The 14,565-nt window shown below is 31.4% G+C and carries 9 protein-coding genes and 1 other RNA gene; 4 read left to right on the top strand and 6 right to left on the bottom strand.

Translation table 11 applies throughout. The features are described 5' to 3' along the window. Positions 1 to 128 precede the first annotated feature (128 nt). Both ffs and QZ260_RS06800 read left to right on the top strand, forming a co-directional pair. Positions 129 to 227: signal recognition particle sRNA small type (ffs, locus tag QZ260_RS06805), an RNA gene on the top strand. A gap of 126 nt (positions 228 to 353) precedes the next feature. Next, on the top strand, positions 354 to 1,157 hold the full coding sequence (locus QZ260_RS06800) for an SDR family oxidoreductase (RefSeq protein ID WP_295984311.1): 804 nt from the start codon (positions 354 to 356) through the stop codon (positions 1,155 to 1,157). A 1-nt stretch (position 1,158) separates the two neighbouring features. Here the strand turns inward: QZ260_RS06800 and QZ260_RS06795 are convergent, their stop codons facing one another. Continuing rightward, a complete protein-coding gene (locus QZ260_RS06795; RefSeq protein ID WP_295984309.1) occupies positions 1,159 to 2,580 on the bottom strand; it encodes a hypothetical protein in 1,422 nt (473 codons plus the stop codon). A gap of 275 nt (positions 2,581 to 2,855) precedes the next feature. Here QZ260_RS06795 and QZ260_RS06790 point away from each other — a divergent pair, with 275 nt between their 5' ends. Next, positions 2,856 to 4,481 carry an ABC-F family ATP-binding cassette domain-containing protein gene (locus QZ260_RS06790; RefSeq protein WP_295984305.1) on the top strand — a complete coding sequence of 542 codons (1,626 nt, stop codon included), beginning with the start codon at positions 2,856 to 2,858 and terminating at the stop codon, positions 4,479 to 4,481. Here the strand turns inward: QZ260_RS06790 and QZ260_RS06785 are convergent, their stop codons facing one another. Then, positions 4,482 to 4,712 (bottom strand): DUF2007 domain-containing protein, encoded by a 231-nt coding sequence (locus QZ260_RS06785; protein ID WP_295984302.1) that lies wholly within the window; start codon positions 4,710 to 4,712, stop codon positions 4,482 to 4,484. Positions 4,713 to 4,838: 126 nt separating this feature from the next. Continuing rightward, on the bottom strand, positions 4,839 to 7,265 hold the full coding sequence (gene pheT, locus QZ260_RS06780) for a phenylalanine--tRNA ligase subunit beta (RefSeq protein WP_295984300.1): 2,427 nt from the start codon (positions 7,263 to 7,265) through the stop codon (positions 4,839 to 4,841). A gap of 118 nt (positions 7,266 to 7,383) precedes the next feature. Here pheT and QZ260_RS06775 point away from each other — a divergent pair, with 118 nt between their 5' ends. Further along, positions 7,384 to 8,595 carry a TlpA disulfide reductase family protein gene (locus QZ260_RS06775; RefSeq protein WP_295984297.1) on the top strand — a complete coding sequence of 404 codons (1,212 nt, stop codon included), beginning with the start codon at positions 7,384 to 7,386 and terminating at the stop codon, positions 8,593 to 8,595. A 131-nt stretch (positions 8,596 to 8,726) separates the two neighbouring features. On the opposite strand, the gene QZ260_RS06770 is transcribed toward QZ260_RS06775, so the two are convergent. From QZ260_RS06770 to QZ260_RS06760, 3 genes are all read right to left on the bottom strand, one after another. Further along, positions 8,727 to 9,197 carry a hypothetical protein gene (locus QZ260_RS06770; protein ID WP_295984294.1) on the bottom strand — a complete coding sequence of 157 codons (471 nt, stop codon included), beginning with the start codon at positions 9,195 to 9,197 and terminating at the stop codon, positions 8,727 to 8,729. 80 nt (positions 9,198 to 9,277) lie between these two features. Beyond that, a complete protein-coding gene (locus QZ260_RS06765) occupies positions 9,278 to 11,689 on the bottom strand; it encodes an alpha-ketoacid dehydrogenase subunit alpha/beta (protein WP_295984291.1) in 2,412 nt (803 codons plus the stop codon). Positions 11,690 to 11,850: 161 nt separating this feature from the next. After that, on the bottom strand, positions 11,851 to 14,565 hold a 2,715-nt coding region (locus QZ260_RS06760; RefSeq protein ID WP_295984290.1), incomplete at its 5' end, for a metalloprotease.

The following is a 14,565-nucleotide window of genomic DNA, read 5'->3' as shown; positions in this document are numbered from 1 at the left end:
CACCTAAAAATATGATTGTGAGATATTTGAATCTTTTCATTTTAAATTTATAATTTAAAGCAAGGTATTTATTTAAAATCAGTTTAAAAAATCATTGTGAAAATTTTAAAAGGTTGTATCTTTGCAGCCGGCAAGTCCTACACAACCAGCTCCTGTTGAATCCTCCAGGTCGGGAACGAAGCAAAGGTAAATGGTCGTAGCGGTGTGATGTAGGTAGCTTGCCTTTTTTTGTACAATCAACTTAAATCTTGAAAGCTATAGCGAATCAAGATTTTTTAGTTTATTGTATTCTCATGAAGATGGGAATCTCATAATTATTATTGTATTTTTAAACATTAAATATTTCAATCATTATGTCTAAAGTTGTTTTAATAACAGGAGGTTCTTCAGGTATTGGTAAATCTGTAGGTGAGTTTTTAAGTGAAAAAGGATTTATAGTTTATGGAACGAGTAGAAGCCCTGAAAAGTATAAACAAAGTAAGTTCCCAATTCTTGCTTTAGATGTAAAGGATGAAGCCACTATTTCTAAAACAGTCAATACCATTATTGATAAAGAAGGTCAATTAGATGTTGTTATAAATAATGCTGGAGCAGGAATAACAGGACCCATTGAAGAAACCCCAAACGCTGAAATTAAAAACAATTTTGATACTAATTTTTTCGGACCAATAAATGTTATTAAAGCGGTATTGCCTCAAATGCGTAAACAACACTCTGGCTTAATAATAAACATTACATCTATTGCTGGTTATATGGGATTACCATACAGAGGTGTTTATAGTGCTAGCAAAGGTGCTTTAGAGCTTTTAACAGAAGCTTTTAGAATGGAAATAAAAGACTTCAACATAAAAATGACTAACATTGCCCCTGGAGATTTTGCAACCAATATTGCTGCTGGGAGATATCATGCGCCGCTACTTGACGATTCACCATATAAAAAGCCATATGGAGATACTTTAGATTTAATGAATACTCACGTTGATAATGGCAGTGATCCTGATATAATGGCAAAATCGGTTTACAGAATTATAAACACTCCAAATCCAAAAGGGCATTATAAAGTTGGGGAGTTTATGCAGAAATTCTCTATTGTTTTAAAGCGAATTCTTCCAGATAAGGTTTATGAAAAACTTTTGATGAAGCATTACAAGTTGTAATTTACTTATTTATTAAACCAAGAAGTTGCTCTTCGAAATGAGTTGAAAAAATATTGGTGTTACTGTTTGTTATTTTTTTATTCTTATCAACAAGTACGGTTTTTGTCATAGGATAAACAGCAAAGATATCTAAAGCCTCTTCCGGGTTTTTAAACTTAAATTCATTCGTTTTATTGAACCCATGGCCTTCCAATAGCCTTTTAGATTTCTCTAAACCATAATTATCTATATTAATAACAATAAACTTTACTTCTGGGTATTTTGCTTTTAGTTCTTTTAGTTTATAATGACTTTCCTTAAAATGTTTATAATAAGTATGAGACCAGAAACTTAAAACCGTTGGCGAATCTATAAGAGCACTAATTTTAAGCACATCTTCATTATAACTTACTACATTAATTTGTGGCAGTTTTACGCCCTCTTTCAAGCTGTTAACTGAATTTGTATAACGTACCATCAACTCTTTACCTTTTTCACTTTCACTTTTACCTAAAAAAGACTTCAAGAGTGCATTGTTGCTTTCCTCATTTTTATTTTTTGATAGATAACCCATGGCGAAATGATATAATAAATCATCTTTAACCTTTGGGTTGGTAATTAAACTATCAATAAGCTTTAGTCTATCTAAATTATAACACAATGAATTTCTATCAAAACAAGCATTATTGTCGTGTTTATCATGAGTTTTAAGCGTTAAGTTACTCAAATTATACCTTAAGAACTTATTATAATTATGGTGATTACTTAAAAAACCATCATTATAATCAATAGCTTTTCTGTAATTGTAAAAATCTTCAGGTAATGATTTTAAAATAGCAGCTTTATTTTTTCCGTAATGCACAAATGGATAAACTTCTTTACTAGAAAAAAAGGAATAATCAATATTTGCTTTTGCTATTTTTAAGAATAAAGAGGACGGATCATATTTATTACTAAAATTTTCTAATGCTGTCACTTTTGAAGCATTTAAAGAATCTACACGTTTTTGAAATGTAATACCGTCAAGCTGACAAAGTTTAACAATATATTTTTCTTCCTGCTCGCTTTGTAAATACTCATTGATAAAATAATTATTTTTTTTATCTCCGTTTCCACTATAAACTAGCGATTCATCAAAATCTAAAGTGTTTAATCTAAATAATAAGCTATCCTTAGGTTCTAATAATATAAGTTGAAATTCACCACCGTGTCTAAACGTGTACAAACCTTCATTTAACTCATCAATTTTGTATAGAAATCTGTTTCTACCATCTAACTTAACCGTATCAAGAATTACTTCGTTTTTAGACAAAACAATGTAATTGGTATTCGGGTTAATTATCTCACCACCGAGGTAAGCATAATCAATGGTAACCTCGTTACTATCTTTTTTACAACCGATGATTGTTAAAAGAATACATATCAAAGTAAAGTATAACTTCATAAATCCTTTCCGAGTCATTTATACCTACAAAAATATAGCTTGTATTTATAAAGTCATGTTAATGCGTTGTTAAATATTTACTAAACAAATACACCCATAACAGCTTTAAATACTTAAAAATAGACTCATTATATTACATGTGCAAAAACTTATTATTTTTATTTGTCACATGTAGCATCCATATCATTACTTCTGCTAATAAGTAAATTATTAGTTATAGATGTTTCGTATAACCAATGGATTTTTTTTACTTTTGCAAAAATTAAATATTCTCTATGTTATCAGTATCAAATCTTTCTGTTCAGTTCGGTAAACGTGTTCTTTTCGATGAAGTTAATACCTCTTTTAATAATGGTAATTGTTATGGTATTATTGGAGCAAATGGGTCTGGAAAATCTACATTTTTAAAAATTATTTCTGGAAAACAAGATCCAACTTCAGGCCATGTGTCTTTAGAGTCTGGGAAGCGTATGTCTGTTTTAGAACAAAATCATAATTTATATGATGCCCATACGGTTTTAGAAACGATTTTAATGGGAAACAAACCATTACATAAGATAAAAACTGAAATTGATGCGCTTTATGCTGATTATACAGATGAGAATGCTGAAAAAATAGGAGAACTTCAAGTTAAGTTTGAAGAAATGGATGGATGGAATGCAGATAGTAATGCAGCTTCAATGTTATCGAATTTGGGTATTAAGGAAGAGTTTCATTATACTTTGATGGCCGATTTGGATGGTAAACAAAAAGTACGTGTGCTATTGGCACAGGCATTATTTGGAAATCCCGATGTGTTAATTATGGATGAGCCTACCAACGATTTAGATTATGAAACTATCTCGTGGTTGGAAAACTTCTTAGCAAACTATGATAATTGTGTTATTGTTGTGTCTCACGATAGACACTTTTTAGACGCAGTTTGTACGCACATATCAGATATTGACTTCGGGAAAATAAATCACTTTTCTGGTAACTACACCTTTTGGTATGAGTCTTCGCAATTAGCGGCAAGACAGCATGCTCAACAAAATAAAAAGGCAGAAGACAAGAAAAAAGAATTAGAAGAATTTATTCGTCGTTTTTCTGCTAACGTTGCAAAAAGTAAACAAGCAACCAGTAGAAAGAAAATGATTGAAAAACTGAATATTGGGGATATTAGACGAACTAGTCGTCGTTATCCTGCTATTATTTTTGAACGCGAAAGAGAAGCAGGAGATCAAATTTTAAATATTGAAGGATTATCAGCTTCTACTGAGGGTGAAACGTTATTTAAAAATATTGATTTGAACCTGGCTAAAGGGGATAAAGTGGTTGTGTTTTCAAGAGATTCTAGAGCTACTACCGCCTTTTATGAAATATTAAATAATAAAGAAAAAGCTGATTCTGGTAAATTTATGTGGGGTGTTACAACAACGCAATCCTATTTACCACTAGACAATAGTGAATTTTTTAATAATGAGTTAACGTTAATAGATTGGTTGCGCCAATGGGCAACTACAGAGGAAGAGCGTGAAGAAGTTAATATTCGAGGGTTTTTAGGTAAAATGATTTTTAGTGGAGAAGAGGCTTTTAAAAAATCATCAGTATTATCAGGAGGAGAGAAAGTGAGGTGTATGCTATCTCGAATGATGATGATGAGGGCAAATGTGTTACAATTAGATGAGCCAACAAATCATTTAGATTTAGAGAGTATTACGGCATTTAATAATTCGCTTAAAAACTTTAAAGGCACTATTTTATTTACTACACATGACCATGAATTTGCACAGACTGTGGCGAATAGAGTCGTAGAATTAACTCCATGTGGTGTTATAGACCGATACACTACGTTCGATGAATATATGCAAGACAAAAAAATTAAGGAATTACGCGATAAAATGTACGCCGTAACCACTTAATCAAGATTGTAATTCTGAAGTAATATTTTCAACTGCTAAAACCGCCTTATCAAGTTCGTCTTTATGGACGAAAACTTGTTTAAGTATTGAATTGGAAGAACCAAAAATAGGAATAAGTCCAGAATCGGTTTGATCTTTTACTACGGGAATTATGTTTTCTTTTTTTAAATCAGAAATTATGCGTTGTGCAATAATAATATCACCAGTAAATACTTTAATGTAGTTTGACATAGCTTTAAGTTTTAAAGGTTGTCTTCTAAAGATACAAAATTTTTGAATACAAAATAAAGCATAAAACAGAAAAACCTTTCAAATTATAAAACTTGAAAGGTGGCTTGTATTATTAAAATTAATAATTTACCTCAATTCAGCTCCGAGCTGTTTCTCAAAGTTATTTTGAAGCTTATTCATAATCTTATCAATTTGTTTGTCGGTAAGGGTTTTGTTTTCGTCTTGTAGTGTAAAACTAACCGCATAACTTTTTTTGCCTTTTGGTAAGTTTTTACCCTGGTAAACATCAAATAAATTGACGTTTCTCAATAGTGATTTTTCGCTTTGTTTCGCTATTTTATAGATAGATTCAAATGTTACATTATCATCTATAAGCAAAGCAAAATCACGACGAACTTCAGGATATTTTGGGATTGTTTTAAACTTAATGTTATTATGCTTAATGACCTCTAAAATAGTATCCCACTTAAAATCTGCATAAACAATTTCTTGGGTAATATCAAAATGTTTTAATATTGGTTTCTTTACTAAACCAAAATCTACTAGTTTGTTTTTTCCTAATTCAAAACTTAAGCCTTCAGCGAACAAATCACTTTTAATTGGAGATTCATTATATCTTGTAATGCCTAAACGTTCAAGTATAGAAACAATAATTCCTTTCATTAGGAAAAAATCTGTTTTCTTATTTGTTCTATGCCAATTTTCAGAAGCTTCATTTCCCGTTAAAAAAATGGATAAATGCTTAAATTCTTCCCGTTTGTCATCAAAACTATGATACGTTTTGCCAAATTCAAATAATTTTAAATCAGCACGTTTTCTGTTGATATTAAACGATACAGATTCTAAACCAGAAAATAATAACGATTGCCTCAATACCGACAAGTCATTACTTAAAGGATTAAGCATTGTGATATTGTGCTCTTCCTTTAATTGTTCACTTAGAGCAATATAATTTGGAGTTGTTAGTGAGTTAGAAAGTATTTCAAAAAAACCTTGAGAAGCCAATTGATTTCCGACAATGTTTTGAATTTTATAATCTTCAAAACGAGTAGCAGAAGATATGGATGCGTTAAGTTTTTCTGACGTTTTTATATTGTTATATCCGTAAACTCTAAGTATCTCCTCAATAACATCTGCCTCGCGCTGAACATCATTTCTATACGCTGGTACGGTTAATCCTAAACCAGTTTCTGTAACATTATTTACTTTTATATCTAAAGAGCTTAAGATACGTTTGATAGTTTCTTTAGGAATTTCTTCACCTATTAATTTTTCAGCATTTTCAAAGCTTAAACGAACTTCAAAATCCTTAATCTTATTTGGATAAATATCAATAATGTCACTCGTTATTTCACCACCAGCAATCTCTTGAATTAATAAGGCAGCTCGTTTTAAAGCATATTCACAAATATTTGGATCTATACCACGCTCGAATCTAAAAGAAGCGTCTGTATTTAAACCATGGCGTTTAGCCGATTTTCTGATACTTACAGGATTAAAGTAAGCGCTTTCTAAGAAAATACTTGTGGTGCTTTCTGTAACACCCGAATCAATACCTCCAAAAACTCCAGCAATACACATGGGCTTTTTATTATCACAAATCATTAAATCATCTTCATGTAATTCGCGTTCAATACCATCTAAAGTGATAAATTTTGTTCCAGCCTTTAAAGTTTTAACTTCAATTTTATTACCTGAAACTTTTACAGCATCAAAAGCATGTAAAGGTTGTCCCAAATCATGTAACACATAATTCGTTGCATCTACAATATTATTTATTGGACTTAAACCAATAGCTTTTAAACGATGTTGCAACCAAGCAGGTGACTCAGCAACTTTTAATCCAGAAATTGTGACACCACAATAACGTGGTGCTAAATCTTTATTTATAACATCAACATCAATTTTTAAAGTACGATTTTCAATATTAAACGCACTTACAGAAGGTGTAATTAATTCTAAATTCACATCTTTTTGCACTAAACCAGCCTTCAAATCACGCGCAGTTCCTAAGTGACTCATGGCATCTGCTCGGTTAGGTGTTAAACCGATTTCAAAAACATGATCGTTCTCAATGTCAAAAATATCAGCGGCAAATGTGCCAACTTTAATTTTAGCATCTAAAACTAGAATGCCATCGTGAGAATTACCTAAGCCTAATTCATCCTCGGCACAAATCATACCGTGGCTTTCCTCACCTCTAATCTTTCCTTTTTTAATAGTCCAAGATTCTCCCTCTTCAGTATATAAAGTAGTTCCAATAGTTGCTACAGGTACTTTTTGTCCAGCTGCTACATTAGGAGCGCCACAAACAATTTGTAAAGGAGCGTCACCACCAACATTAACCGTTGTTAATTTAAGTTTATCAGCATTTGGATGTTTAACGCAAGTTAATACCTCACCAACAATTATACCTTCTAAACCACCTTTAACCGATTGGTAGGTTTCTAAACCTTCAACTTCAAGTCCTAAATCTGTAAGTAATTCGCTGGTTTGTTCTGGTGTCCAATCTGTTTTTAGAAACTGTTTTAACCAGTTATATGAAATCTTCATAAATCAATATCCTATTTGAACTGGCAAAGATAAAATATTGCAGCTAGCATTCAAATAAAGCCTCGTATTTTGTTAGTATATTGCTGTAATTTCGATTATTAGATTTTAAATTCATTTTATGAAGCACATCATTATTATAATATTAGCGATTTTAATGTTTTCGTGTAAAGAAAAAACGAATACGAGGACACTTGAAAATGGTAGATATAGAGCAGAATTAAAAGTTACTGATAGTTTGAATTTGTCTCTCAATTTTGAAGTTATTTCTGAAAATGAATTACACGTTTTTAATGCCGAAGAAGTGATTGAAGTTAAAGCAATTGAATACAAAAATGATTCAGTTTACGTGCAAATGCCAGTTTTTGAAGGGTTTATTGTTGCTAAAATTGAAGACGAAAGCTTAAATGGACGTTTTGTAAAGCCAAGTTTAAATCGAGTTATGGAATTCAAGGCAGAAAGGGGTAATGACAGATTTGATACTGTTGAAGAACCAGATTCAAATATTTCTGGAAACTGGGAAACCGTATTTAGTCCAAATTCTGAAGATGATAAATATATAGCCAAAGGTATTTTTAAGCAAAACGGAAATAAGGTTACTGGAACGTTCAGAACTACAACAGGAGATTACAGATATTTAGAAGGTGTGTTGAATGGTAATCAATTGCAATTATCCACTTTTGATGGCGCTCATGCCTTTTTATTTAATGCAGAAGTAAAAGATAGTACTATGACAGGTATGTTCTACTCGGGCAATCATTGGAAAGAACCTTTTACCGCAAAGCGAAATGATACTTTTAAATTACCAGATGCGAATCAATTAACCTATTTAAAAGAAGGGTTTGGTACTGTTGCATTTTCTTTTCCAGATGAAAAAGGAAACATGGTGTCTCTAAATGATGATAGATTTAAAGATAAAGTGGTATTAATCCAAATTATGGGAACGTGGTGCCCAAATTGTTTGGATGAAAGTAAATACTATTCGGAATTTTATAAAAACAACAAAGACCAGGATTTAGAAATTGTTGCTTTAGCTTTTGAGTATGTAAAAACTCCAGAAAAAGCCTTTAATAATATCAAACGCTTAAAACAAAATGTAGGCATTGAATATCCTGTGTTACTAGCACAATACGGTTCATCAAGTAAAGTGAAAGCTAATGAAAAGTTACCTATGCTCAATCATGTGTTATCGTATCCAACCACTATTTTTATTGATAAAAAAGGTGACGTTAGAAAGATACATACTGGTTTTAATGGGCCTGCCACTGGTGAAAAGTATGTAGAGTTTAAAAAGGAATTCGAAGGGTTTGTTGGAGAATTGTTGAAGAAATAAATTTTAGAATGATCAGAATAATGCGCTTATAAAGTATTTTAATTGTTTATGTTCGGTACTAAAAGAAGGTAATCGTAATTTTTTTAAAGATCAAGGCTCAACTTATGAATTAGAATTGGAGTATAACCAAATTATAAGTCTTCTAACATCAAATTAAAGTCATATTGTAAATCTTCATGCAGTTTGTCAATAGTCTTTTTGGCTAAAAGTATTTGCCTATGGTACATATTTACTAATTGTGTACTTCTATTTATACTAGGTTTAAAATGTTTTAACTTTTCACAAAAGTAGATTAGTAGTTCTACTTCGGTTTCTTTTTTTTGTGAGTAACGTATAAACTTTTTAACATTCCGTAATATTTTGCGAACACTTTTTCTAATATAAAAATAGCTATTGGTGTTAATCAATTCAAACTCATCATCCATATAGCTTTTTACACTTTCTATATAGCCAGATTCATTATGAGATTCGAATAGTAAATAGGTGAGAAGCTCTTTGTTTTCTTTTTTAAATCTGGACAAGCGAAGGCATAATTCTGCTAATTCACTAGAAGACAGATGCTTTAATTCTTTTTTTATAGTAACTACAGAAACAGCTTTCATGGACTTGTTTTGATTAGTCTATAAATATAAAAAAACCATCACTGTGGTAATGGTTTAAAAGATTATATTTTAAAATCGAGTTATCTCAATTTAGGAAAGTTATTAGGATTCAATTCGTGCATCACATCATAAATAGTTTCATAAATATCTTCTGCTGATGGCTTAGAGAAATAGTCTCCGTCATTTCCATAAGCGGGTCTATGAACTTTGGCAGTTAAGGTTTTTGGTGCGCTATCTAAATATTGAAATCCGTTTTGTTCGTTTAAAATCTTGTCTAAAATATAGGCAGAAGCACCACCAGGAACATCTTCGTCAATAATCATGACTCTATTGGTTTTAGCAATACTTTTTACAATATCATGACTCAAATCAAAAGGCATTAAGGATTGCACATCAATAACTTCGGCATCAATACCAACAGCCATTAAATCTTTTGCAGTTTGTTCAACAATCCGTAGTGTAGAGCCATAAGAAATTAAAGTAATATCAGTACCTTCTTTTATTGTTTCTACAACTCCAATTGGCGTTTTAAGAGCGCCTAGATTATTAGGCATTTTTTCTTTAAGTCTGTAGCCATTTAAACATTCTACAATTATAGCTGGGTCATCACCAAGTAAAAGGGTATTGTAAAAGCCAGCAGCCTTAGTCATGTTTCTTGGTACTAATAAATTAACACCTTTTACTAAATTTAAAACACCACCCATTTGAGATCCAGAATGCCATATCCCTTCCAGTCTATGACCACGCGTTCTGATAATTAAAGGTGCTTTTTGCTTTCCTTTTGTTCTGTAGTGTAATGTGGATAAATCATCACTAATTATTTGTATTGCATACAATATATAGTCTAAATATTGAATTTCTGCAATAGGTCTTAAACCACGCATAGCCATACCAATACCTTGACCAATAATAGTTGCTTCTCTAATGCCGGTATCTGCTACACGAAGTTCTCCATATTTTTCTTGTAAGCCTTCTAATCCTTGGTTAACATCTCCAATATTACCTGTATCTTCACCAAACACTAGGACTTCTGGATGACTATTTAAAATAGCATCAAAATTATCACGAAGGATGATTCTGCCATCCACTTGTTCAGCATCGTCGGCGTAAGCTGGTTTTATTTCATTGATTTTGGTATTGGACCGTTGTGTTTCAGAATATAGATGCGAACTGAACTTAGGTTGCGCATATTCAAAAATGGAATCAATCCAATTACTTAATGTTTTTTTCGCAGGAAAGGACTCTTCAACAGTAAATCTTAGAGCTTTTCTAGCGTGAGATAAAAGGTCTTTTCTAGTTGGTTCATCAATATTAGCTATACTATCTTTTAATTTTGAGATAAAAACACCATTAATACTATTAGCTTCAACTTGCTTTAAAATTGAAATTAATTCTTGATGTTCTTTTTTTATAGGTCTTAAAAATGTGTTCCATGCATTTTTTCTCGCTTCTCTTACATCTCTTTTTGCTGTTCTTTCAATTTCAACAAGAGCTTCATTTGTGGCAATACCACTTTCTAAAATCCATTCTCGTAATTTAACATTACAATCATTTTTGGCTTCCCATTCTAATCGTTCAGGTGTTTTGTAGCGTTCATGCGAACCAGAAGTTGAGTGCCCCTGTGGTTGCGTAAGTTCTTGTACATGTATTAAAACAGGAACATGCTCTTCTCGAGCAATAGTTGCAGCTTCTTGATAGGTTTCAATAAGATTAGCATAGTCCCAACCTTTTACACGTAAAATCTCGAAGCCTTTATGGTCTTTGTCTCTTTGAAATCCTTTTAATATTTCTGAGATATTTTCTTTAGTTGTTTGATGTTTAGCATGAACAGAAATACCATATTCGTCATCCCAAACGCTAATCACCATAGGCACTTGTAAAACTCCCGCAGCATTTATAGTTTCAAAAAACAACCCTTCACTAGTACTTGCGTTACCGATAGTGCCCCAAGCGACTTCATTGCCTTTTATTGAAAAATTTGTAGTATTTATATCTCCAACTTCTCGGTAGATTTTTGATGCTTGTGCTAAGCCTAATAGACGAGGCATTTGTCCAGCAGTAGGCGAAATGTCTGCACTAGAATTGTATTGTTTACTCAGATCTTTCCAACTACCATTATCATTCAAACTATGTGTTGCAAAATGACCTCCCATTTGACGACCGGCAGACATAGGTTCTAATTCTATGTTTGTATCGGCGTATAAACCAGCAAAGAATTGTTCAGGAGTAAGTTCTCCAATAGCCATCATAAATGTCTGGTCTCTGTAGTAGCCAGATCTCCAATCACCTTTCATAAAAGCTTTTGCCCAAGCTAATTGTGGAACCTCTTTACCGTCGCCAAAAATTCCAAATTTTGCTTTACCTGTTAATACCTCACGCCGGCCAACTAAACTACATTCGCGACTAACCATAGCAGTTTTATAGTCATTTATAACTTCTGCTTTAAAATCTTCGAATGATAAATTGTTTTTCAAGTTGATTATGGGTTGCATAGGTTCATGCTTTAGTTCGGCAAAAGTAGTGAAAAACCCTCTTTTTTGCAATTAATATCTATGTTAAAATAATATGTTATCCGTAAAGAAAATACAATTTTTAATATGTATTTTATGAATTATGTAATTTTAAAAACAGTTAAGTGGTAATAATATAAATTTTAGAACCAACGCCTTCTAAAAAGGCCTAAAAGAACTTGGGGGTCTGCAGTGAATTTAAATCGTATTTTTTGGTCGTAATTAGGTTGTCCAATTTCCCAGCCTAAATTGGAATATATTGGTAAATAAATTTCGAAATAATCAGTAACTAAATTTATTCGAACTCCAGAATCGTAAACAAAATGAGCCGAATCAAATTTGTTTTTAACCAATCCCATATCTCCATAAGCTAGTACATATTTCCAAAGTGTCGTGCTCATATTTATTGTAGTAATCCATTGATTCGCAAACGGGGTTTCCAATTTTGATTTAAATCCACCTTCAGCAGTAATGTATTGTTGGCTAAAAATACCAGAGGCTTCCGAACGTCCTAAGTAGTTGTAATCAAACAAGTAATCTGTTGGTCTGTCTAGTGCAAAACTAAAATAGTTTGAATTGATATCTGTTTTGTTTTTTAAGAAAGCTCCAGCAAATGCTCGAATATTTATTTGTCTGTTACTCTCAAAGAGGCGTCTATATTCATAATTAAAAGATACTTTACTAAAATCTTGTCCAGCCTGAAAATCGGTATACCATTTCTTATAGTTAATTAGATTGTCATTTGAATTAACATATCTGATATTAAATACACTATAATTTGGTTCTGTGGTAGTTAAAATATTACTATCATCCCGATCTCTTTGAATATTGACATGTCTTATGCTCAACCAATGTTTTTTGTTGGACCTAAAATCATTATTTTGTCTAAATCGAAATTGGATAGATGGCGTTATTTGTCTTACAAATAAGTTTTCGGCATAAGAATTATAACCGCCTACAATGCCATAATGAATCGCATATAAATTTTTGTTTTGTATGTCATGCGATTTAAATATTGATGCCGAACCAGTTAAGGATCTTGATTTAAAAGAATATCGAGGTGCAATTTTGTAGTTAAAAAGCTTTCTTAAAACTGTTTTGTTGTAAATTTTAGCACCTGCTGTAAACCCGTCGTAAATATTATTAAATTCAACAATAGGCATAAAAAAGACTTGATTGTAGTTTGGGTCTTCAATGTCTTGGAAAAACCTAAACTGAAAAGGTTTATTGTTAAAAAAGAAACCCTTTAATGATTTCCAATTATCTCTTAAATTAAATTCTGGGATGGTGTTTTCGTAATTTAACACTAATTTATTAGCATCTAATCTTGGTATTTTAATAGTTTTGCTACCGTTTACGTTTTGTACCCAAGTTTTTGATACGATACTATCATTATGTAGGGCATATAAAGAAACTGGCATCTTATTTACTCCTTTATTTTTTATAGTAAGCGTTATTGAATCTTTGGTCTTTTTTACTTTCCGTATTTTGAAGTCAATTTTACTTCTTGTAGTTAAATAATCTTCAAAAAACCAATCAATATTTTTATCAGTTTTAGAGGTAATATAGTTCTCAAAATCGGTGACTGTTGTTGGGATTAATTTCTTTTGTTTTAAGAATGATTCAATACTATTTTCAACGATATTTTGATTTACAAAATCATCTAAATATTTTAATCCAACACCAGCTTTGTACTTATTCGCTATATTTTTGTTGAATTTTAACAAAGAATCTTTCGCCATTGTTAAAGGTTGATCTCTGTTTGTTCTCGCCATGAGCATAAAAGCCAAAACATATTTATCATTAAATTTCATGTCTGCAGCATGAAATGATCGAACGCCCCAAAAATCAGCAATAGTGCCTAAGAATTTCATGTTTGGATAGTGCTCATCTACATAATTCATTAAATAATAAATCTGAATCCCATCTAAAAGCCATTGCTCTTTTCTCGGGTTAATCAAAAGTGTGTTTTCAAGATAATTATGTAAAGCAACTTTTAAAATTTTTAATTCGTACTGAAAGTGATTTGGATAGGGCTTAACAAAACTTGGTAAAAAATTAAGACCATATAGCGGATCTTTATCATAATCAATTTGAGTCAGGAGCAACTTTTTATGTGGGTATTGTCCGAAATTTTTAAATATGAAATCTGTAACTTTTTCTGTGATTAATATTTTGTCAATCACCTCAAGACCTTCATCATTTATATCTGAAATAATAGAATAGTTATCTGTTTGTAAAGTTTTAAAACTAGAATTTTTGCTAAAAAAAAGTTTGCTATTGATTCTATCTTTACCGTAAAGATTAACTTTTTGATTATAAGTTAGTTGTATAGGTTTACTTGAGTTTAGTTCTGATGTTAATACGTAGCCATTTGGATATTCAATCTCTAAATTAATCTCTGATTTTGGAATGAATAAATCATCTAAATTTTTATTGCTATAATAGTGCCACTCGCCATTATAAATTGCTGGAGTGATATACCAATATCTTAAGTTAACGTGACCTTCATCAGTAATACCATATTTAGTAAATTTAGCATTGGGTATTTTTACTAAATAGTCTAAATGAATGGTATAAGTTGCATTTGGTTTTAAAGGTTCTTTTAGTTCTACCTTCAGTATATCAATTTGATTCTTTAATTGTTCAAAGACTAAATTCTCACCATTTTGTTTTATAGAAGCTATTACGGAATATCCTCTGTCTTCATTTTTTGCTAAATGAAAATCATTTTTGTATTCATCAGCTATTCTAATTGCTAGTGGTGTTTTTTTTGTTGAATAACTATTATTCCAATCGTTTAAATAAATGGTATGTAAAACTGCATCCGTCGTGTTTTGAAATTGGATGGTTTGAGA

The sequence above is a fragment of the uncultured Algibacter sp. genome (assembly GCF_905480415.1).
Taxonomy (GTDB): Bacteria; Bacteroidota; Bacteroidia; order Flavobacteriales; family Flavobacteriaceae; genus Algibacter_B.
The sequence above is the reverse complement of the archived record's forward strand: the minus strand, read 5'-3'. Positions and strand labels throughout refer to the sequence as shown.